This window comes from Paenibacillus xylanexedens (assembly GCF_001908275.1).
GTDB lineage: Bacteria > Bacillota > Bacilli > Paenibacillales > Paenibacillaceae > Paenibacillus > Paenibacillus xylanexedens_A.
In genome coordinates this window covers 6,378,830-6,399,105 of sequence record NZ_CP018620.1, presented here as the reverse complement: position 1 = coordinate 6,399,105, position 20,276 = coordinate 6,378,830, and the positions used below count along the sequence as shown (strand labels likewise).

24 protein-coding genes are annotated in these 20,276 nt (G+C 48.8%); 21 read left to right on the top strand and 3 right to left on the bottom strand.

Going from position 1 to position 20,276, the window contains the following annotated elements:
- Window positions 1–5 precede the first annotated feature (5 nt).
- Entirely contained in the window at window positions 6–1,049 is a 1,044-nt protein-coding gene (locus BS614_RS27900; protein ID WP_074096311.1) for a substrate-binding domain-containing protein, read from the bottom strand.
- A gap of 236 nt (window positions 1,050–1,285) precedes the next feature.
- On the opposite strand from BS614_RS27900, the gene modA reads away from it, so the two are divergent.
- From modA to BS614_RS27795, 21 genes are all read left to right on the top strand, one after another.
- Entirely contained in the window at window positions 1,286–2,158 is an 873-nt protein-coding gene (gene modA / locus BS614_RS27895; protein WP_074096310.1) for a molybdate ABC transporter substrate-binding protein, read from the top strand.
- Window positions 2,155–2,841: a molybdate ABC transporter permease subunit gene (gene modB, locus BS614_RS27890; protein WP_083669918.1), complete on the top strand. Its 687-nt coding sequence runs from the start codon at window positions 2,155–2,157 to the stop codon at window positions 2,839–2,841. Before modA ends, modB begins: the two co-directional genes overlap by 4 nt.
- Window positions 2,842–3,114: 273 nt before the next feature.
- Window positions 3,115–3,447 carry a hypothetical protein gene (locus BS614_RS27885; protein ID WP_017692504.1) on the top strand — a complete coding sequence of 111 codons (333 nt, stop codon included), beginning with the start codon at window positions 3,115–3,117 and terminating at the stop codon, window positions 3,445–3,447.
- Between the two features lie 315 nt (window positions 3,448–3,762).
- Window positions 3,763–4,584 (top strand): transporter substrate-binding domain-containing protein, encoded by an 822-nt coding sequence (locus BS614_RS27880; protein WP_036673581.1) that lies wholly within the window; start codon window positions 3,763–3,765, stop codon window positions 4,582–4,584.
- 23 nt (window positions 4,585–4,607) lie between these two features.
- Window positions 4,608–5,363 (top strand): amino acid ABC transporter permease, encoded by a 756-nt coding sequence (locus tag BS614_RS27875; protein WP_036605839.1) that lies wholly within the window; start codon window positions 4,608–4,610, stop codon window positions 5,361–5,363.
- Window positions 5,364–5,448: 85 nt separating this feature from the next.
- Window positions 5,449–6,159, top strand: a complete 711-nt coding sequence (locus BS614_RS27870) for an amino acid ABC transporter permease (protein WP_074096309.1) — start codon at window positions 5,449–5,451, stop codon at window positions 6,157–6,159.
- Entirely contained in the window at window positions 6,156–6,908 is a 753-nt protein-coding gene (locus BS614_RS27865) for an amino acid ABC transporter ATP-binding protein (protein WP_074096308.1), read from the top strand. Before BS614_RS27870 ends, BS614_RS27865 begins: the two co-directional genes overlap by 4 nt.
- Before the next feature lie 121 nt (window positions 6,909–7,029).
- Entirely contained in the window at window positions 7,030–7,317 is a 288-nt protein-coding gene (locus BS614_RS27860; protein ID WP_017692509.1) for a hypothetical protein, read from the top strand.
- Between the two features lie 23 nt (window positions 7,318–7,340).
- Window positions 7,341–7,682 carry an alpha-helical endospore appendage domain-containing protein gene (locus tag BS614_RS27855; RefSeq protein ID WP_017692510.1) on the top strand — a complete coding sequence of 114 codons (342 nt, stop codon included), beginning with the start codon at window positions 7,341–7,343 and terminating at the stop codon, window positions 7,680–7,682.
- Complete coding sequence (locus BS614_RS27850; RefSeq protein WP_017692511.1) at window positions 7,679–7,978, top strand: hypothetical protein; 300 nt, start codon at window positions 7,679–7,681, stop codon at window positions 7,976–7,978. The genes BS614_RS27855 and BS614_RS27850 overlap by 4 nt, the downstream gene beginning before the upstream one ends.
- Window position 7,979: 1 nt before the next feature.
- The gene (locus BS614_RS27845) at window positions 7,980–8,321 is read left to right on the top strand and encodes a hypothetical protein (protein WP_084174788.1); all 342 of its coding nucleotides are present in this window, start codon (window positions 7,980–7,982) and stop codon (window positions 8,319–8,321) included.
- Window positions 8,322–8,573: 252 nt separating this feature from the next.
- Window positions 8,574–9,668 carry a CgeB family protein gene (locus tag BS614_RS27840; RefSeq protein ID WP_074096307.1) on the top strand — a complete coding sequence of 365 codons (1,095 nt, stop codon included), beginning with the start codon at window positions 8,574–8,576 and terminating at the stop codon, window positions 9,666–9,668.
- A 60-nt stretch (window positions 9,669–9,728) separates the two neighbouring features.
- Window positions 9,729–10,868, top strand: a complete 1,140-nt coding sequence (locus BS614_RS27835) for a CgeB family protein (RefSeq protein ID WP_074096306.1) — start codon at window positions 9,729–9,731, stop codon at window positions 10,866–10,868.
- A 66-nt stretch (window positions 10,869–10,934) separates the two neighbouring features.
- Window positions 10,935–12,560, top strand: a complete 1,626-nt coding sequence (locus tag BS614_RS27830; RefSeq protein WP_157116222.1) for a glycosyltransferase family 4 protein — start codon at window positions 10,935–10,937, stop codon at window positions 12,558–12,560.
- 14 nt (window positions 12,561–12,574) lie between these two features.
- Window positions 12,575–13,666, top strand: coding sequence for a non-hydrolyzing UDP-N-acetylglucosamine 2-epimerase (gene wecB, locus BS614_RS27825; protein ID WP_074097022.1), 1,092 nt, complete (start codon window positions 12,575–12,577; stop codon window positions 13,664–13,666).
- Window positions 13,659–14,645 carry a polysaccharide biosynthesis protein gene (locus BS614_RS27820; RefSeq protein ID WP_017692517.1) on the top strand — a complete coding sequence of 329 codons (987 nt, stop codon included), beginning with the start codon at window positions 13,659–13,661 and terminating at the stop codon, window positions 14,643–14,645. Before wecB ends, BS614_RS27820 begins: the two co-directional genes overlap by 8 nt.
- The gene (locus tag BS614_RS27815) at window positions 14,642–15,469 is read left to right on the top strand and encodes a dTDP-4-dehydrorhamnose reductase family protein (protein ID WP_036605842.1); all 828 of its coding nucleotides are present in this window, start codon (window positions 14,642–14,644) and stop codon (window positions 15,467–15,469) included. Before BS614_RS27820 ends, BS614_RS27815 begins: the two co-directional genes overlap by 4 nt.
- Complete coding sequence (locus tag BS614_RS27810; RefSeq protein ID WP_036605843.1) at window positions 15,451–16,392, top strand: NAD-dependent epimerase/dehydratase family protein; 942 nt, start codon at window positions 15,451–15,453, stop codon at window positions 16,390–16,392. The genes BS614_RS27815 and BS614_RS27810 overlap by 19 nt, the downstream gene beginning before the upstream one ends.
- Window positions 16,389–17,105: a glycosyltransferase gene (locus BS614_RS27805; protein WP_074096304.1), complete on the top strand. Its 717-nt coding sequence runs from the start codon at window positions 16,389–16,391 to the stop codon at window positions 17,103–17,105. The genes BS614_RS27810 and BS614_RS27805 overlap by 4 nt, the downstream gene beginning before the upstream one ends.
- Window positions 17,106–17,201: 96 nt before the next feature.
- Complete coding sequence (locus BS614_RS27800; protein WP_074096303.1) at window positions 17,202–17,918, top strand: glycosyltransferase; 717 nt, start codon at window positions 17,202–17,204, stop codon at window positions 17,916–17,918.
- A gap of 250 nt (window positions 17,919–18,168) precedes the next feature.
- A complete protein-coding gene (locus tag BS614_RS27795) occupies window positions 18,169–18,699 on the top strand; it encodes a GNAT family N-acetyltransferase (RefSeq protein WP_074096302.1) in 531 nt (176 codons plus the stop codon).
- Window positions 18,700–18,845: 146 nt separating this feature from the next.
- On the opposite strand, the gene BS614_RS31885 is transcribed toward BS614_RS27795, so the two are convergent.
- Together BS614_RS31885 and BS614_RS27790 are read right to left on the bottom strand one after the other, a co-directional pair.
- Window positions 18,846–19,016: a hypothetical protein gene (locus BS614_RS31885; protein WP_164783209.1), complete on the bottom strand. Its 171-nt coding sequence runs from the start codon at window positions 19,014–19,016 to the stop codon at window positions 18,846–18,848.
- Window positions 19,013–20,251 carry a glycosyltransferase family 4 protein gene (locus BS614_RS27790; RefSeq protein ID WP_074096301.1) on the bottom strand — a complete coding sequence of 413 codons (1,239 nt, stop codon included), beginning with the start codon at window positions 20,249–20,251 and terminating at the stop codon, window positions 19,013–19,015. Before BS614_RS27790 ends, BS614_RS31885 begins: the two co-directional genes overlap by 4 nt.
- Window positions 20,252–20,276: the final 25 nt, after the last annotated feature.

Below are 20,276 nucleotides of genomic sequence, written 5' to 3'. Positions count from 1 at the left end.
TATACCTATGCTTCGTACAAAATCTCACCTGTCCGGGATACATCATATCCCTCGAATGATTGCAGTTCCTGTCTGAACTCCGGCGATTGGAGAATTCGCAGGACAGATTCTGTCCAAGCTTCATTACCTTGCTTCCTAAGCATGACCAGATCATAACGTTCCTGAATGAGCGGGATAAAATCAACCTGTCCCACAAGTCGTGCAGCTTTCTCAATGCCAACTCCGACATCAGCTTCTCCTGAACTGACTTTGGCCGCCACGCCCATGTGGCTGGTTTCTTCGACTTGATATCCGATCAGACCTGCGGCAGGAATTCCATGCAGTCGAAGTTGCTCATCCAGCAATACTCGCGCACCAGAACCTATCTCCCGATTAGCTAGTCTCAGTTCAGGCTTGCTCAGATCGGTCCAATTCTGCAAGTTCTGTGGATTACCACGTTGTACATACAGTCCGGCAGGTCGTGATAGCAAGTTCACCACAACATAAGATCGTCCCGTCAGAATTTTGCGAATATACGGCAGATTATACTCACCGGTATCTCCGTCGAGCAGATGGGTGCTGACCAGATCGGACTCACCGCGATACATCGAGATAAGCCCATCCAGACTACCCATGAACGAGCGTAGCGGACGAATGTCCCGAGTTTGTTTTTCTATATGGCGCATTAGAATATCCAGACTGACATCCTGACCTGTTATGACCAGATGCCGTGATAAAGCAGTCATTGAATGAGCAGAACTCGCTGGAGTAATCACATGCGCAGACCCAACGGGTATAGTCGATTGTAAGGAAGTTCCCTGAAAATCATCCTGACCTGGCTGAGTTCCTGATGCCGAGGTCTGATGAGGAGCCGGGATACGCTGAGCTGAGGACTGAAGTTGCTTGGAGCGACGTTTATATGCCTCCAGATCGGTTGCATCAATTCGCATTTGTTTACCTACACGGTATGCGACGAGGTCTCCTTTTTTGATTAGGTCATAGACCGTCAGTTTTGATATTTTGAGCAGCTTGGATATTTCTTCGGTTGTGTAGGATTGCTCCTCCGTCATAAGTGAAGATCCTCCTTCAAAGGTATAGAGCAATTATGGTTTTGTTATGAATGTTTCTTGTACTATATCATTAATTGAGGGATGCCATAAACCTGAGAACGCGCAATACACGCATAGGACAGATAAAAAAATCAAATGTGATCTTAATCACCTTTCCATTTTTTTTGTCTTGTGTATAATTAGATATAATCAATTATAACTAGTTATATCTAAAGATAACGTTGGGAGAGAAATGAATGAGAAAGAGAATCGGATATGTGTTGGGAAGTATGTCACTGGGACTGGCTCTTGTATTGGCTGGTTGCGGCGCAAACACGGGCACTACGGATACATCCACAGGTGCAGAACAAACGACCTCAACGCCAGCGGCATCAGGTGAAAGTTCATCAGCAGGAAATACCGATCCGCAGGAAACGGTAGATCTGACAATCTCTGCGGCGGCCAGTCTGACCGATGCGATGAAAGAGATTGAAACCAATTATGAGTTAGCTAATCCTTATATAGAACTTAATTTTAACTTTGGCGCCTCGGGTGCCTTGCAACAGCAGATTGAACAGGGTGCCCCGGCTGATGTCTTTGTATCGGCGGCAACAAAAAATATGAATGCGCTAGTGGATGAAAACCTGATTGCATCGGGCGATCAGAAGAATCTGCTACAGAATTCACTGGTGGCCATAGTGCCAGTAGATGGGACCCACACAGTAACCAGTGAAACGGATCTCACCAGCGACTCCATCAAGACGGTAGCCATTGGTATTCCGGAAAGTGTTCCTGCGGGAACCTATGCCAAGGAAGCTCTTACCAATGCCAAGCTGTGGGATGAACTGGAAAGCAAGCTTGTGCAGGGGAAAGACGTTAGACAGGTTCTTCAATATGTAGAGACAGGCAATGCAGATGCAGGATTTGTATATAAAACGGATGCTCTTACTTCGGATCAGGTGAAAATTGCGTTTGAGGTGGACAAGAACAGCTACACACCAGCCAACTATCCAATAGGCATTATTGAAGGAACCAAACACCGTACAGAGGCCGAACAATTTTATGCGTATTTACAAACCCCTGAAGTGCTCGATATCTTCGCTAGATACGGATTCACAATTCCGGAATGAATGTGAACGCCATAGACTGGTCCGTATTCTGGTCACCGGTGCGCCTATCTCTTCAGGTAGCGTTATTATCCAGCGTAGTGGCCACTGTGCTCGGAATTGCGATAGCCTGGAAGATGTCACGTTCTTCATTTCGGGGAAAGATTCTGCTGGAAACGGCATTTATGCTACCGCTAGTCCTTCCTCCGACGGTGGTTGGATTTCTGTTACTTGTCATATTGGGGCGTAAAAGTCTGTTTGGACAATGGATTGAAGCCATATTCTCCGCACCGGTTATTTTCACCTGGTGGGCTGCGGTGATTGCTTCGGTGGTGGTTGCTTTTCCACTCGTGTATCAGACGATGAAATCGGGATTCAGTGGTGTGGATCGTGATCTGGAGGATGCGGGTCGTTCGATTGGGGCGAATGAGTGGCAGGTCTTTCGTTACATTTCCTTGCCGCTCGCAGGCAGAGCATTGATGACCGCCTTCATCCTGGGCTTTGCCCGGGCACTCGGTGAATTCGGAGCCACACTTATGATTGCAGGCAATATTCCGGGCAAAACACAAACGGTACCCACGGCAATCTATGTCGCTGTGGATTCGGGCAATCAGACCATGGCTTGGGCATGGACTGTTTCCATTATTATCATCTCGTTTCTCATGTTACTGATGACCAGACAGCAGCGAGATGGAAAAAATGACTGATTTGATATGTGTTAATATTATATATAAAATGATGAAAAACCCGTTTTGAGGAAAGAACTTTTTTCCTTAACGCGGGTTTTTATTACCAATTTCATATGTACCAATATCAATATCCTGCCTAATTGGTCTTAATGGAAATGTAAAGCTGTTTTAACATAAAAAAATAAAAATTTTCCCAAAATTTAATCGTTCAGCACTCGCTTTCAGTGGGCTTGATCCTGTAAGATAGAAGTAATGGATTCCAGCCAAGTACTGAAATAAGGAGAGACGACGATGAACACTAAATCTGATTGCGGCGTTTCGTTGCAAATTGATGACTATCTGGATCTTTTGCATTTTGCCATCCAAATTCAGGATCAGGAATGGCAACAATCCCTTATCCGCCAACTCAAAATATTTCAGACGGCGACGGAGCAGCAACGCACACCTGAAGAGGAATTATGGACACGGTTTGATTACATTAACAGCAAACTGACAGGTCTGTGCCACCAGATTCATGCCGCTCATTCCATGGACGAACGCAAGAAGTTCGAGGAACGGATCGGTCTCTTACAATTACAGCGAGTGGAAGTTGCGCGTAAAATTAAATGGGCGAGTCGCAGATAGATGAGTAGTGTATACACCAAGTGATGCACCGCCAAAATGGTATAATCAATGAGAGTCATACAAGAAGAAGCCATCCGCCAATCGATATGGGGGATGGCTTTTTCTTGTACTATAGAGAAGTCCTATAACCATATCAGGATGTCCTATTAGTTTAGTTATTGCCCTAAGATGATGTGTAATGATATTCTTTGTTCAACCTAATTCCGACTATACAAGTAAGAATGGTTTGTTAATAGGGAGAGGAATGGGAGTACACATCATATTCGCTGTGATAACAGCCTGTGGAGGAGATTGGGAATGGTTAAAAAACGGGGGATTCAAAAATTCCGGACAGCACTGCTGTTCATTACAATGCTGGCGGTACTGGCTGGATGCAGCACAGGAACTGCAAGTAATGATTCAGAATCTGCTTCGGCAGCAGGCGACACCAAAGTGAAAAAGATCATTGTAGGAACAGGTACACAGTTTCCGAATGTCTGCTTCATTGATGAGAATGGCAAGTTAACAGGTTATGATGTGGAACTGATCCGGGAGATCGACAAACGTTTGCCTGAGTATGAATTCGAATTCAGCACGATGGATTTCAAAAATCTGCTGCTGAGTCTGGAAACGAAAAAAATTGACCTGATCGCTCACCAGATGGAAGTGAATGATGAGAGACAGGCCAAGTTCCTGTTTAATGATGAAGCCTATAATATTTTTCCAAATAAAATCGTCGTAAGTCAGAAAAATGAGGAAGTAAAATCGATTGAGGATCTCAAAGGAAAAAAACTGATTGTTGGTGCTACAAGTAATGCGGCTGTACTTGCTGAGAAATGGAATGCAGCGAACGGCAACGGGATTGATATCGTTTATTCCGGAGCGGGTGAGGATACCATTACTCAGATTAAAACAGGCCGGGTGGATGCCACCATCAGCACTCAGTTTGCCATTGATTATCAGAATAAGGCGGTTGATGCTCAGCTGAAAACGGTAGGAGATGCCCTCTCTAACTCCAAAGTGTACTTTATTCTGAACAAAGATGAGCAGGAGCTCAAAACCAAAGTGGACGAAGCACTCAAAGCGATCAAAGAAGATGGAACGTTAGGCAAACTGAGCACAGAGTGGCTTGGAGCTGACTATACGGTTGAAGAGTAGTCTGAGAAAGGTGTGCGGCGGTAATGGGAAAATCATTTGATCTGTCATTGGTTCTGGATTTCATCCCGGAACTGCTACGATATTTGCATATAACACTGATTGTACTGGGTGGTTCCATCGTGCTTGGACTGGTGGGCGGCGTGCTTCTGGCCGTTCCCCGGCTGTATCGGATTCCGGTACTAAGCCAGTTGGCTACCCTGTACGTCTCATTCATGCGGGGCACACCGATCCTGATCAAATTGTTCCTGGTGTATTACGGACTTCCCGAGTTGCTCAAACCCATTGGCATCGACCTGTCGAGGACCGACCCGTTGTTATTTGTCATTGTGACCTATGCGCTTAGTGACGCGGCATCCTTTGCCGAGATCTTTCGCGGAGCGGTGCGCAGTGTGGATAAAGGTCAGACGGAAGCTGCCTATGCTGCGGGTATGACCACATTCCAGTCTTTTCGGCGGATTGTTGTTCCGCAGGCACTGATTGTTGCTTTTCCGAACATGGCCAATACGTTAATCGGTTCATTGAAGGATACTTCTTTGGCCTTCTCCATTGGTGTCATGGATATGGTGGGCAGAGGGCAGACGTTAATTTCGGCTACATCGCATGCACTTGAAGTGTATATCAGTCTGTCTGTGGTCTATTATGTCATTGTTATTGTGCTTGAAAAAGGATTCGCCTTTGCAGAACGCAGACTCCAGCGTCATGAACGCAAAAGAGTTGTACACAAACCGGCAATTCGAGCCAAACGCCTGAAAGAGGTTGTTCAAAAAGTCCGCTTTTGATTACGAATCATGCCTGGCGGCATCTTCTCGGTACTGAAAACCAGACTTTTTGAACTCTCACTGAAACGAATAGCGGGGTGAGCATATGTCGATTGATCTCCAGTTTATCTATACATCTTTTTTTCAAATCCTGAAGGCATTGCCACTGACACTCGTCATTACGATTGTTCCGTTGATTGCAGGCTTCGGAATCGGTCTGGCTACAGCTCTAATCCGTATCTATCGCGTGCGGTGGATTCACCGCATTGCTGACTTCTACGTTTCATTCTTGCGTGGAACACCGATGCTGATGCATCTATTCCTCATCTATTACGGTATTCCGATGATTATCGATAAGCTGTCGGAACGTTACGGTTGGGCTTTCCAATCCTCGTCGATTCCAATTCTCGTATTTGTACTGATTGCTTTCTCCCTCACTGCGGGCGCTTATATGTCCGAGATTATCCGTTCAGGCATTCTTGCTGTGGATATCGGCCAGATGGAGGCGGCTCACGCTGTAGGTATGAGCACATTCCAGGCTTTAAGGCGCATCATCATCCCTCAAGCGATCGGGGCGGTATTGCCTAACCTGTGCAGTATGTTTGTTGGGTTCCTGCATGGATCAACACTCGCTTTTACCGTGTCTCAGATGGATATACTCGGTAAAGCGGATGTGGTGGCATCCGTCAGTCTGAAGTTTCTGGAGGCCTTTATCGCCGCAGCGTTTATCTATTGGGGGCTGACCATCATTGCCGAGCGGATCACTGCTCTGCTTGAACGTCGGGTTGCCGTGTACAGCAAAGGAGGCGTGTCATGATTACACTAACCAACATACACAAAACTTTTGGCAAGCAGGAAGTATTGAAGGGAATTGATCTGACCGTGGAACAGGGCGATGTCGTAGCGATCCTTGGACCGAGTGGATCAGGCAAAACAACGCTGCTGCGCTGCGTCAATTTTCTGGAACGTGCCGATGAGGGCGAGGTTCAGATCAGTGGATTGACCGTCGATTGCAAGCATGCACGCAAACATGACATTGTGCAGTTGAGACGAAAAACGGCGATGGTATTCCAGCATTATAATCTGTTCAAACACAAGACGGTGCTGGATAACGTAACGGAAGGTTTAATTATTGCCCAGAAAATGTCCAAAGCCGCTGCCCGTACGCGTGCCTTGCGCGTGCTTGAACAAGTCGGACTGTCTGCCAAAATCAATGAGTATCCAAGTATGTTGTCAGGTGGACAACAGCAACGGGTTGGCATCGCCAGAGCATTGGCACTGAATCCCGAAGTGATTTTGTTTGATGAACCGACCTCGGCGCTGGACCCTGAGCTTGTGGGAGAAGTGTTGTCTGTCATCCGCTCCATTGCTCAAGAGGGGATTACCATGATTGTAGTCACCCATGAAATGGGGTTTGCCCGTGAGGTGGCAAATCGGGTTGTTTTCATGGATGGAGGTTCCGTTGTGGAGGAAGGAACCCCGGAAGAGGTGTTTGTACGTCCCAAGCAGGAACGTACTCGCCAATTCCTCAGTCGATATTCTTCCGACTGGAGTTATGTCATCTGACGATATAGGCGCAAGCTTTAGTAACTGACGATCCCGGCCCGGCATATGCTGTAACAGGCAAATGCTGATAGGCCGGGTTTTTCTATGGGTGAAGCAGGCCGTGACGGTAAGGAGGAGGACCATGCAGAGCAAAATCGATGAAATCATCACACATATTGCACACTCTCACCAGCAGATCGCACGTGTGCTGGATGCCAAACGCCAAGTCGCTGTACGCATGTCTGAAATCATCAATCATTTGCCAGATATCGAACCGGAGTTGGATGGCGTTGACGGTCTGCTGGATAGCTCTGGGCAAATCAACAAAAGCATTATCTCTTACTTGGGGGGCCTTGCAGATCTGGAAGAGGCTGTAGCCGAAACGCTGACCCAAGTCATGCGGGAGATCGCGGTTCAAGAGGAAGAATAAGCCCGGAAGGCGGGTGATGGAACATGAGTAGAGAACAGAGTCTCATTCTGATGCTGGACGCAGCAGCCAAAATGCAGTGGAATATTGCCCTGATTCTGGAGGCAAAGGCGATTGAGGCCGAGAAGGTACGGAACTGGACGCTGAATCATTTGAATGGGGATACCTTTCTGACGCATGGGGATCAGGTAGGCGAGCCGCTTAAAATGCATGATCAGCTGGTGGAATTGCTGGAAGGATTAACCCGGATGGAGACCGGACTGTGCAACAATCTCAAAGCGGTGATGGTGCAGAACGATAGCGAAGATGGCGGCGGTATGGACGGTGGCATGTTTGGCGGCATGGATCTGGGAGACATGGGAAAATGAGTCTGATGCGGCGTGAGCAGGAAGCCAAACTGGCGCTCATTGAATCCATTGCACACAGTCAGCAGGCGCTGGCACGCATTCTGGACAGTGTAGCCAGTGTAACCGCTCATTCGGAAGTATCCGCCCGCAGTCTGGCCGAGAACATTCGTTTGCTGAGTCGCTATCAGGCAGAAATGTCTCGTATGGTTACGGGAATCAGGCTGGCCCGAATCCAGCATGGGGAGCCTGGCTTGCCGTGGCTCAAAGACCCCGGGTGTGCAATTCGTATCGTTCGGGACATACAGGAGGAATGTTGACATGTTAAAGAAGAAGAAAATACGACTGAGAACCAAAAGAGCTTTGTTAACCCGTGGAGCCCGTCTGCGCAAAATTCGCAAGCTGCGTGCGCTCAGAGCCAAACGTGTTCTTCACAAACGCCCACTTAAAGGACGCAGTGCGTGGCTCAAAAAAAAGAAACGTACGGTACGGCGGCACCGGAGTCCAAAGCCCGTACAACCAGTCGTCCCGGCTACCCCTACCGATCCGAACCCGGACGGTGCGTACAGCCAGGGATACAACGAGGCGTACAACGAGGGATTCAACGCGGGTTTCGCCAAGGGATTCGAGGACGGACATCAGCTGGCATACAAAGCACAGTAACCGAGTAGATAGGATTATTCCTGCATGGAATGATACCTGTTTAACAGTTAGCCCGGGGGGACAGATCCCTCCGGGTTATTTGCATCGCCGCAAAAGCGGACATGCCCGTACAGGCGGATGTGGAGGGCAAGCGCCAATTTTGCGCCTTGCAGGACACCCGTCCATGATGCATCTGACCCCGAGGCATATCCTTTAGAGGGAAGACCAATCTCGGGGAGAGTCTGGAAGTGAGATCTCCTGAAGGAAGACAGGGTGAAGAATGTGGCAAAACGAAGGCACCGTCCGCTGACCGAAGCGGAAACGGCTTACCACGGCGGATATGCAGAAGGCCGCAGATTCGGCGGCTGTCAAGCCATGATGGAGCGGGTGCAGATGTTTGAACCGATCCTGCGGGACATGAAGGTGTTATATATCCCGCAAGGATTCGATGCCATCGATGAAGGTGTCACCTTGGCTCTGCAGCAATCTGTACGTGAATGCGTTGTTGGATCGCCAGCAGCGATGTTGCAGGAAGCCAGTCAGCATCGGCCCGATGTCGTGCTTGTCATGAATGGTCTGCATGTATTCCCCGCAGATCATGTAGAGCAGGTGAATGGCATACGTGCACTCGGTATCCGAACTGCCGTGTGGTTTGTGGATGATCCGTATTTCACCGAAGATACAACGTTCCTTTGCCAGCACTATGATATCGTGTTCACGCATGAAGAGGCCGCGGTGCCCTTCTACCTGGGACATGGAGCGAACCAGGTCATCTATATGCCACTCGCGGTGAATCCAGGCATGTTTCAACCGCGGCGCGCGGCACCGCAGCATCAGCACGACATTTGTTTTATCGGTACCGGATTCTGGAACCGGATTGCCTTGTTTGATGAGCTGGCCCCTTTTCTTGCGGACAAAAAGGTATTCATTGCGGGTAGCCAGTGGAATCGGTTGACACGCTATGATGTACTAGGCCGTTTCATCCACGAAGGATGGATTGCTCCTGGAGAGACAGTAGATTATTACAATGGCGCCAAGATTGTCATTAACATTCACCGGACTTGCGAGAATGGGGAAGACAATCGCAATACACATCATCTTAAAGGTCACTCGATTAATCCACGCACGTATGAGATCAGCGCATGTGGCACAATGCAGATTACGGATGCACGTGCAGATTTACCCCGTTATTATAAGCCGGGATATGACATCGAGACGTTCACCAACGCAGCAGAACTTCAGCGCAAGATCCACTATTATCTGAAGCATGAAGAAGAACGACAGGCGATGGCGTGGCGTGGACTTCTCACCACGATGAACCAGCATACATTCACTCGCCGGATCGGTCAGTTGCTGGAACATTTGTAATCCCCGTCTGAAGTGCAGCATCAACAAGAACACTATCCCAAAAAATAAAGGAGTGGCGGTATGTCTCTCAAACACCGTAAAACCAAAAAGATTCATGCACCCGTACTGAGCCTGGCTGATCAAGCACGCAAAAATGGGCAACATGCCGGATATGACGCAGGTAAGGAAGAAGGATATCTGCGTGGTCGCGCCAACTATATTGTGAATTGTGCACAGGAACCGTTGCCTTTCCGACAGCTTCACGTGCTGTATGTATCCTCGGGTAAAGGCTTCCCTTACTCCCCGTTGGATGAGGCTATTATGGCCACGCTACAGGGTATGGTAGCTCAAGTAACCCTCTCTGATCCGCGTCAACCGATTTCTGAAATTGCGCTGCAGACGCGTCCTGATCTTGTGCTTGTGCTGGATGGAATGGATATCCCCATCGATCATATCGATGCGATTCGCCAAGCGGGCATTCAGACGGCGATCTGGCTCACAGATGATCCGTACTATACAGATATGACGCTGGATATTGTGACACATTTTGACCATGTCTTCACGTTGGAACTGAACTGTATCGATCTATATCGACAAATCGGATGCGCGTCCGTTCACTACCTCCCTTTTGCCGCATTCACTAATCATTACTTTCCGATTACAACTCCTTCCCCGTTAAAACGGGATGTCAGCTTTATCGGCTCGGCCTACTGGAACCGGGTATACTTCTTCAATCCGATCATGCCTCAGTTGATGTCACACAATACGGTATTTAACGGAATTTGGTGGGACCGTCTGCCTGACTATACTGCCTATGGCGAGAAGATTGAGCTCGGGCGCTGGATGAGTCCGCCGGAGACCAATGATGTGTACAATGGCACCAAAATTGTCATCAACCTGCATCGATCCCACGAAGATGATTCCGTCAATAATAATCACCTCAAAATCCCGCCAGCTTCACCAAACCCGAGAACGTTTGAAATTGCCGCGTCCACGACGCTACAGCTGACCGACGCCCGGGATGACATTGCGCGCTTCTACAAACCGGGTGTGGAGATTGAGACATATTCCTCGCCGCAGGAGTTACTCGACAAAGTGGAATATTATCTTACTCATGAAAAGGAACGCCGTGAGATTGCACTTCGTGGACTTGAACGTACACTGAAAGACCACACGTATGGCAAAAGAATTAATGAAATGTTAACCATCATATTCCCTTAATTCTGGCCGGGAGGAGGTGTGCACAGTACCCTGTATCGGATACCCGTATACAGGGTCCGTGCGGCCATGGCAACGAAACCAAAGATGATGTTATTTTCACATGTGTGCAATACTCGCAGCATTACAGGCGCCGAGAAGCTGCTGCTTCATTTTATGAGAGAGATCGGTACGATCTTTGAATGTGTGCTCGTAGTCCCTCAGGAGGGGAAGCTTGCGGGGCTTGCGCGGAGATTCGGCATTCAGGTCAAAATATGCACTCTGCCGATGCTTCACGGTGTGTACACACCTTACCTGGGCATTGCAGATGATGCGGAGCATCTTCGCCATACGCCAGCGTATCAGGAAGCAGTCTCCCTAATACGGGAGACTGCTCCCGATATAGTGTTAACGAACACCTGCGTTAATGTGATGCCGGCTGTAGCGGCAAAGTTCCTTCAGATTCCGATCATCTGGAAGATTACCGAGATTATTCATACGAATGAACATACAACCGAGGCGATCCAGATGATTGGTCGTTACGCGGATTGGATTATCGGTATATCCGAGACAGCGGTAGCCCCTTTCCAGGAAGCCGGCATGGGTGACAAAGTGACCATCATATCCCCAACTTGGGAACCCGCGCTACCAGCACCGGACCGCTGGGTTCATCTGCGCGAACGCAAGCGTAAGGAGCTCGGTTTCAAATCATCGCAGACCTGTATCGGTTATATTTCTTCATTTATATATGATGCCAAAGGGTTGAAACCTTTTGTGGATATGGCCTTGAGGATCTGTGAAACACATTCGCGCTGTCGCTTCTGGATCATCGGGGCAGCATCGGATAAAAAGTATTACGACGAGTGTGTATCACGGGTGAAAAAATCCGGGTATTCACGCCGGTTTACCTTCACCACATTTGAAGAGAACGTATCTCTGGCATATACCGCGATGGATATCCTGGTCATCCCAAGCATGGTCAAAGAAGGATTTGGCATGACCGCACTGGAGGGTCTCTATTTTGCCAAACCGGTCATCGCTTTTGCACAGGGTGGACTGAAGGAATTAATGGAATCCGTAGGCAGTGATGCATTTCTGGCCCCGCCGGGTGATACCGAAGCGCTTGTCACCTTGGCAACAACCTTGCTGAATGATGCAGAGCTGGCCTCGAATACGGGGTGGCGTAATCGGACAGAAGCGGAAAGGCTCTACGGCGTTGAAACCTACCGAACGAAACTGCATACGATGGTGACACAGTGGTTATTGCGTTTTCCCGGATGGTTTGCTTATATCCAACCTCCGAATGGACCTGTGTATACCCATGGGGAGGGAGGACTACGCACTTTACTGGTTCTGGAGCCGACTACGGTTCGAGCACTATTATTCCCACTGACCGTCATACAGGCGTTGCCACATTCCTCATTACCTCCAATCGCATTGGGTCACGATGCTCCTGCTGCCTCAGGTACTGTCCCGGCTGCAAAGCCGATTCAACAGAGGGGCAAAACGCGGAAACGTCGTCGCAAGCCACTTGCACCTCATTCTCGCCGAGACCGTGAGGGGCTGAAACGTACTTCCGGAACTGGCAGACGTAAGGGGAGAACCCGTACAACGAAGGGACCGCGTCCGCATATGGGGAAATCGGCTAGTCGCAGACGCAAATCTGCCAAAGCGGGACGTAGCCGAGCAGGGCGCAAGGGTTCCAATACAAGATGAAGGCAGGGATTACGATGAAGATCATGACGGTGCTGGGTACGAGACCTGAGATCATACGGCTCAGCCTGATCATCTCCAAGCTGGACCAGTACGCGTCCAAACATATTCTGGTGCATACGGGACAGAACTTCACGGAAAGTCTCAGCGGTCTCTTTTTCAAGGAAATGGGCCTGCGCGCACCGGATTACGTTCTTCAGGATGAAGCGGCCACTCTGGGACGACAGCTATCCTCGATGTTTACGCAGATGGAAGATCTGATATTGCAGGAGAAGCCCGATAAATTGCTGCTGCTCGGCGATACCAATAGCGCATTATGTGCAATATTGGCTGAGCGCATGGGTGTTCCTGTTATTCATATGGAAGCAGGCAATCGTTGCTTCGACCTGGATGTGCCTGAGGAGAAAAATCGTAAGGTTATTGATGCCATCTCCACCGTTAATATGCCTTACACGGAACAGAGCAAGAAACATTTGGTCAGTGAAGGGGTACCAAGCAGGCGCATCGTGCTAACGGGCAATCCCATCTATGAAGTCATGCAGCACTACGACGCGCAAGTAAGTTCCAGCAAAATACTGAAGAAGCTCAAGCTGAAGTCCGGGCAATACTTCCTGGTTACTGCCCATCGAGCCGAGAATGTGGATCATGCCCCTCATTTGCTGGAGATTATGAAAGGACTGAACCAGGTCGCAGAAGAACACGGATTGCGTGTAATCTGCAGTATTCATCCGCGTACAGCGATCCGGATTGCGGAGCATCTGCATCTGGAGATGAACCCGTTGGTGGAGTTTCACGAGCCGTTTGGATTCTTCGACTTTGTAATGCTTGAACGTCATGCACGTTGTGCGCTTACGGATAGCGGTACCGTGCAGGAGGAGTGTTGCATTATGGGCGTGCCGACCGTAACGATGCGTGGAACTACCGAGCGGCCGGAAACGGTCGATTGCGGCAGCAATGTAGTCTCCGGTCTGGATGCCGCGCGCATCGCTGATTGCGTGAAAGTCATGACAAAGATGTCTAGCGACTGGGATTGCCCGCAAGGTTACAAAGCCACAGATGTATCCAGTAAAGTGGTTAAATTTCTGCTTGGAGGGAAAATGCATGTTTGAAAATAAGCGTATACTCGTGACTGGCGGTACGGGATCATGGGGTTATGAACTTGTGGCTCAACTACTGCCCCAGCAGCCCAAAGAAATTATTGTATATTCCCGGAACGAGTCTAGCCAAGTGGCTATGAGTCGTGAATTTGAAGACCCGCGTCTTCATTTCCGGATTGGAGATATTCGTGACAAGGACGCCTTGACGGCGGCTTGCCAGCATGTGGACTATGTATTTCATCTGGCAGCGCTCAAGCATGTTCCGGTGTGTGAAGACCAACCGTACGAAGCACTCAAAACCAATGTGATTGGTACACAGAACGTAATTGAGGCCGCTATTGAGAACAAGGTGGAAAAAGTAATCTATATCTCGACTGACAAGGCTGCCAATCCGTCCAACTTCTATGGCATGACAAAAGCGATCGGCGAGAAATTAATTGTATATGCAAACTTGTTACACAGCGATACCAAGTTTGTTACGGTACGGGGCGGGAATGTACTGGGAACAAACGGAAGTGTGGTACATCTGTTCAAGAATCAGATCCGCCAGAAAGGGCAGGTCTCCATCACGGATATGAGTATGACTCGATTCTTTCTTACGCTGAAGGACGCAATTACCTTGCTGTTCAAAGCTTCGGTGGAAAGTGTCGGTGGAGAGATCTTTGTCATGACAATGCCTACCTGCAAAATCGTTGATCTCGCGGAAGTACTGATTGAGGATTCCGGTGTGGAGAATGTGAGCATTGTGGAACGGGGCATTCGTCCAGGGGAGAAAATCCATGAAATATTGATGAGTGAATTCGAGAGCATGACCACCGTTGTCTACGATGAGCAGTACCTGGTAATTCTTCCTACCCTGGGCATACCGGGCCTGCGTGAACATTATACCAATTGTCCTCCGGTCTCCTTTAACAGTTTCAGTTCTGAACACCAACTCATGACCAAAGAGGAGATTCGTGAAATTCTGAAACGCGGAGGATTCTTGTCATGAAACTGCTGATACTTGGTGGAAACGGAATGGCCGGCCATATTTTGGTCGACTATTTCCGCCGTCAAGGTGTACACAGCGTCTTCTACACATCTCGGGATGTAACGGACCCCAATGGTCTGCTCCTGGATGTGAACGACAGCTTCATGGTTGATCGATTGGTAGAAGCTGTGCACCCGGATGTGATTATTAATGCTGTAGGTGTGTTGAACAACTTCGCAGATGAGGACAAAATTACTGCATATCATATTAACGGTTTCCTGCCACATCGTCTGCGGCGGGTTGCAGATACGATTGGTGCACGCCTGATTCATATCAGCACGGACTGTGTGTTCAGTGGAGAACGGGGAGCATATCGGGAAGATGATGTTACGGATGGGACTTCAGCTTACGCCATCACCAAAGCACTTGGCGAAGTTCAGGATGAAGGTCATCTGACGATCCGTACGTCCATCATTGGACCCGAGATTCGCCAGGGCGGCATTGGTCTGATGCAATGGTTTATGTCCAGCACAGGTGAAGTTGGGGGGTATACCCGCGTATTCTGGAACGGTGTGACCACCCTTGAGCTGGCCAAATGGGTAGACCATTACCTGGCCTCATCGGTTAGTGGTCTGATCCACTTAGCTCATCCGGCACCTGTCAGCAAGCATGACCTGCTTGTATTGTTCAAGCAGACCTGGGATAAGCAGGATGTGACGATTGTGCGCGATGACAGTGTAGTGCAGGACCGTACGCTGGTGTCCACTCGCGAGGATGTGAAGACAGACCTGCCGGATTATTCTACAATGCTGAAGGAGTTGGCATTATGGATGGAGCAGAGCTGAGAGGCAAAAAAGTGCTGATTACAGGCGCTTCCGGTTTTACCGGGCGACATGCCGTATCTTATTTTCGGGAAGCGGGTGCAGTGGTTGCAGCGGTAGTCCGGAGGCCGGATGTGTATTCATTCGGTAAAGGTGCACAAGTCCATGTCTGTGATCTGAACGATAAACAGCAAGTACGTCATCTGATCGGCGAGGTGCAGCCCGACTATGTGCTGCATCTCGCTGGCAAAAATTCAGTGCCTGATTCGTGGTCTGATCCACTACTGGTCCTGGAGACCAATGTGATGGCCGTGCTGTATCTGCTGGATGCGCTTCGCAGTTGTCCGACAGCACGAACCGTTATTGTAGGATCGCGGTTAAAATATACGCCGGAACCTGGCCAGATTCCCCAGCCTCCGCATCCATACAGTCTCAGTAAAGCGCTGGAAGAGATGGTCTCCTTGTCGTGGATGTCGCTCTTCGGACAACAGATCATGCTGGCGGAGCCAGGCAATCTGATTGGTGCGGGTCCTTCCACAGGCATCTGTTCACTGCTTGCACGCCATGTTGTTGCCTGTGAGCAGGCGGGCAAAACCGAGGCATTCCGTCTGTCCGGACGGGACAATACCCGTGACTTTCTGGATGTGCGGGATGCCGTCAGAGCGTATGCGACCCTCCTGGTACACGGGTCCAGCGGTACAGTATACCCGGTGGTGTCTGGAGTTGAGCGCAGTCTTGGTGAAATTGCAGATCTGCTGTTATCCATGACAGAAGCGGAAGTTCCTGTTCGCTGGGATGGGGCATCTTCTGGTCCGGATGGTTCGGGGAAACAGGAGGAATTATCACTGCTGCGCAAGCTTGGCTGGCAGCCGATGATTCCATTTGCCACATCACTTCAGGATATCCTGAGTGATGTTCGTGTCCAGCAAGGGAGGACGACAAGTTGAATCCGAGAGTATCCATTGTCATTCCATTCTACAACTGCCCTTATGTGCCTCAGGCGATTCAGAGTGCGCTGAACCAGACGTATCCCGATGTGGAAATCGTTGTTGTGAATGACGGTTCAACCCGGCATGCAGAGTTGCTTCAACCCTATCTTCCTTATATTAATGTGCTTGGCAAAAGCAATGGCGGGACGGCTTCGGCACTTAATCATGGCATCCGCCATGCCTCTGGTGATTATGTAGCCTGGCTCAGTTCGGATGATTATCTGTATCCGGATAAAATTCGTTATCAGCTGGAGTTTATGCAACGCGAGAATGTGCTCGTCTCCCATACGAACTTTCATTATATCAACGAGCATTCGGCAGTTACCAAAATGCATGGTGGGCCTGAACCGATGTCGGATATGGATTTACTACGACGGTTTGTTAACGGCAATCCGGTGAATGGCTGCACGGTCATGATTCGCAAGGATCTCTTTAGCGGAGTGGGGCTGTTCGATGAACTTCTTCCCTACACCCATGATCTGGATCTCTGGATGCGTATTGTACTGAACGGTCATCGGTTCCCATATCTGAATGAACCGCTTACTGCCTATCGGTGGCATGGTGGAATGGGATCGGTACGTCATGCGGATGTCATCGGCAGAGAGGCATCCATGGTATGGTCCAGATATCGGGAACCGCTGTTGCAGCGAATAGCGACGCTTGGCGGGTAGCGTAGGGAGGGCAGTTAAGAAAGCCAAAAGATGGCTGATTAACGCCCTCTTTGCGCAGCATTTCACCTAAGACAGTAAGAGGAGGGGAAGGCCCGAATGGAGCCAAAAGTATCGATCGTCATTCCTTTTTACAATTGTGCTTATATCGAGCAGGCTGTTCACAGTGCCATTCACCAGACGTATCCGCATATCGAAGTCATCGTGGTGGATGATGGGTCAACCGAGCACGTGGAGCGGCTACAGCCATTCATGGATTCCATCCGCTATATTCGCAAAGAAAACGGTGGAACCGCGACAGCATTAAATGAGGGCATCAAGCAGGCAACAGGGGATTACTTTGTCTGGCTCAGCTCAGATGATGTGATGTTGCTGGACCGGGTGGAGAAACAACTGACGTTTATGCGCGAGGTCAAGGCTTCATTCTGCCATGGTGCCTACCATTATGTGAATGAGAAGAGTGAATGGTTGGATACGGTGCATCCGGAAGTGGGAAGTCGTCTGGAGATGTTGCAGGTACTACTGGAAGGTTGTCCGATCAACGGCTGTACTGTCATGTTAGAGATGGAAGCATTTGAGCGGTTTGGACTGTTCGACACTGATTTTCGCTACACCCATGACTATGAGATGTGGATGAGGCTGTTTCCAATGTATGAGCTGTTCTACTACAATGAACCTCTGATGTGTTACCGATTGCATGAGGCGATGGGAACCAAACGTCACTTCAAGGCACTGGTTGCCGAGATGGAAAAAGTTCAAGAGAAGCATCGGCCTATTCTGTTTAACTTGCTTCAGGTTGGCGGGTACTGGAAGTAGATGGATTTGGCAACGATGGCTGAAATGGAATAGGTGTTAAATGGACAGGAGAGCACCCTTATGAAGCACTTTTTAAGTGTTATAAGTGGAAGCTCTTTTTTTGCTCTATGGACAGATACGTGGACAGAAAGGGTGATCGATTGCTGAAGTCTCTGTATAATGAAATGATTCATACACGGAAGGGACTGGACTATGCGCAGATATCAATATCTTAAACCCAACTATTAATAAACTAATGGAGGTAAGAGTATTGATTACAGAGTTACACACAGAACGGTTATATTTGCGAAAAATGAACGTATCGGATGCGGCCAGCTTGTTTAAAATTTGGTCTGATCCGGATGTAACTAGATTTATGAATATCACTCATTTTACGGATGAAAATCAAGCTATAGCCATGATTAATCTTCTGAATGATCTTGCTCAGGAAAACAAGGCCATTCGGTTCTCTATCCTTGTGCAAGAGTCCAACGAAATCATAGGTTCATGTGGTTATAATTCACTGGATTTTGACAATCTTAAAGCAGAAATCGGGTATGACATTGCCAGATCACAATGGGGGAAAGGATATGCTACGGAAGCGATCTCTTCTTTATTAGCTCATGCATTCTCGACTATGAAGCTGAATCGTATTGAGGCAAAGGTTGACCCCGATAATGTGAATTCTATCAAGCTATTACAAAAGCTCAATTTCACATATGAAGGTACTCTCAGAGCATACGAGAGGGTAGGCGAAACGTTCAGTGATCTGAATATGTATTCCAAGTTGGCGACAGATTAGAGAGATCTGTAATAGAGTGTTCTCGGTCCGTTAGAACACATTTGAAGCGAACAAAAGGGGTGCCCTCAGTCATTCATATGACAGATGGGACACCCCTTGTTTGATATTTCGGCATGTTATATGAAGACGGCATATCAATGGACAACTCAATCTTTTGAATTCATGATCGCCATGGATGCAGGATCGGGAAATATATATCCTTTAGGCAGCTTTTTCATCAATTCATTCATTACAGCGTAATCCACGTTGATGTGAGGTGTGGAAACAGGAGTCGAAAACCAGCGATTGTATAGATCACTCGGTACAAGTAACGTCATATGGTATGTCCTCCTCTGTAAATGGCTTCTTGGTAGACTTGAAATGTACGAAATCCCATCACTTCCAGTGATCGGTGTTGTTCAGCCCAGGCTTTCGCCGCCGCACCCACTGTTCTTCGGGTAACATCATCCTCAAGTAGTGCATCCAACAGTTCACGGAGCGAGTCGACATCCTGCGGAGGAACAACCCATCCCGTACGTCCAGGTTCAACCATCTCGGGCATGCCGGCTGTGCCACTGACGATAACAGGTACACCCGCCAGTTGCGCTTCAGTAACGGAGAACGGCTGGGTGTCCTGCAGACTGGGCTGGACATAGATATCTGCATGGCGCAGGAAGGAAGGAATATTGTCCAGCTTGCCCCAGAACACAACATCGGCTCCAATCCCCGTTGACGTGGCCTGTGACCGCAATTCATCGGTTAGATTGCCTTCTCCTGCGATCCAGCAGACCCAATCGGAACGTTTATTTTTCAGACTCGCTAAGGCCTTGATTAACACATGAACGCCCTTGATGTATTCAAGTCGTCCGGTAAAGGCAATGACTTTCTTGCCCGCAGGTGGTCGCTGGCGGAACTTCACAGCTGCTGAGGCACGGTAGGCTGGCAGATCAACAGCATAGGGAATCTGTCTGAACTTTGATTCAGGAACGGCAAGTTCTGTAAGCGTACTCTTGATCCAGTGGCTTGACACGAGAATGAGCTCAGACTGTGCTGCACTTCGTTCTTCCAATGAGAGAAAATAACGTCCACGCTTGGATTGCAAATATGAAGGGAGAGTAAGCTGTGGGTTGGAATTTTGAGCATCGTAAAAGGCTTCACGTGCAAGAGCGCCATGATAGCTTGTAACCAGTGGGATATTGCGATTCAAGATGCGTTTTATGGCTACGGCAGCTACCGGATCTTGCGCATGAATAACGTCATAGTGGTCCACTCCCAGATAAGCGGCTGCCATCTCGAAGGCATATCTATTCAGTTCATAATAAGCGAGAAGAGGATCAGCAGTGAATTGTGGCAGATCAGTCGGATTGAGTTTGGCTTGCAGCATGGGCCACACCTTATCCTTGGAGAAAGCTCGGTTCAGATTACGAACATATACTTCGTTATTGGCACCATTTGTGCCCATGATATCAACCTCTACACCAAGTGCGATTAACCTGTCGGCCAGTTGTTTAACATATGTCCATATGCCTCCCATATGTGTAAGCTCCCAATACGTAACGAGCAGAACTTTCATAGCGACCTCCTTGTCACGGCCTGCA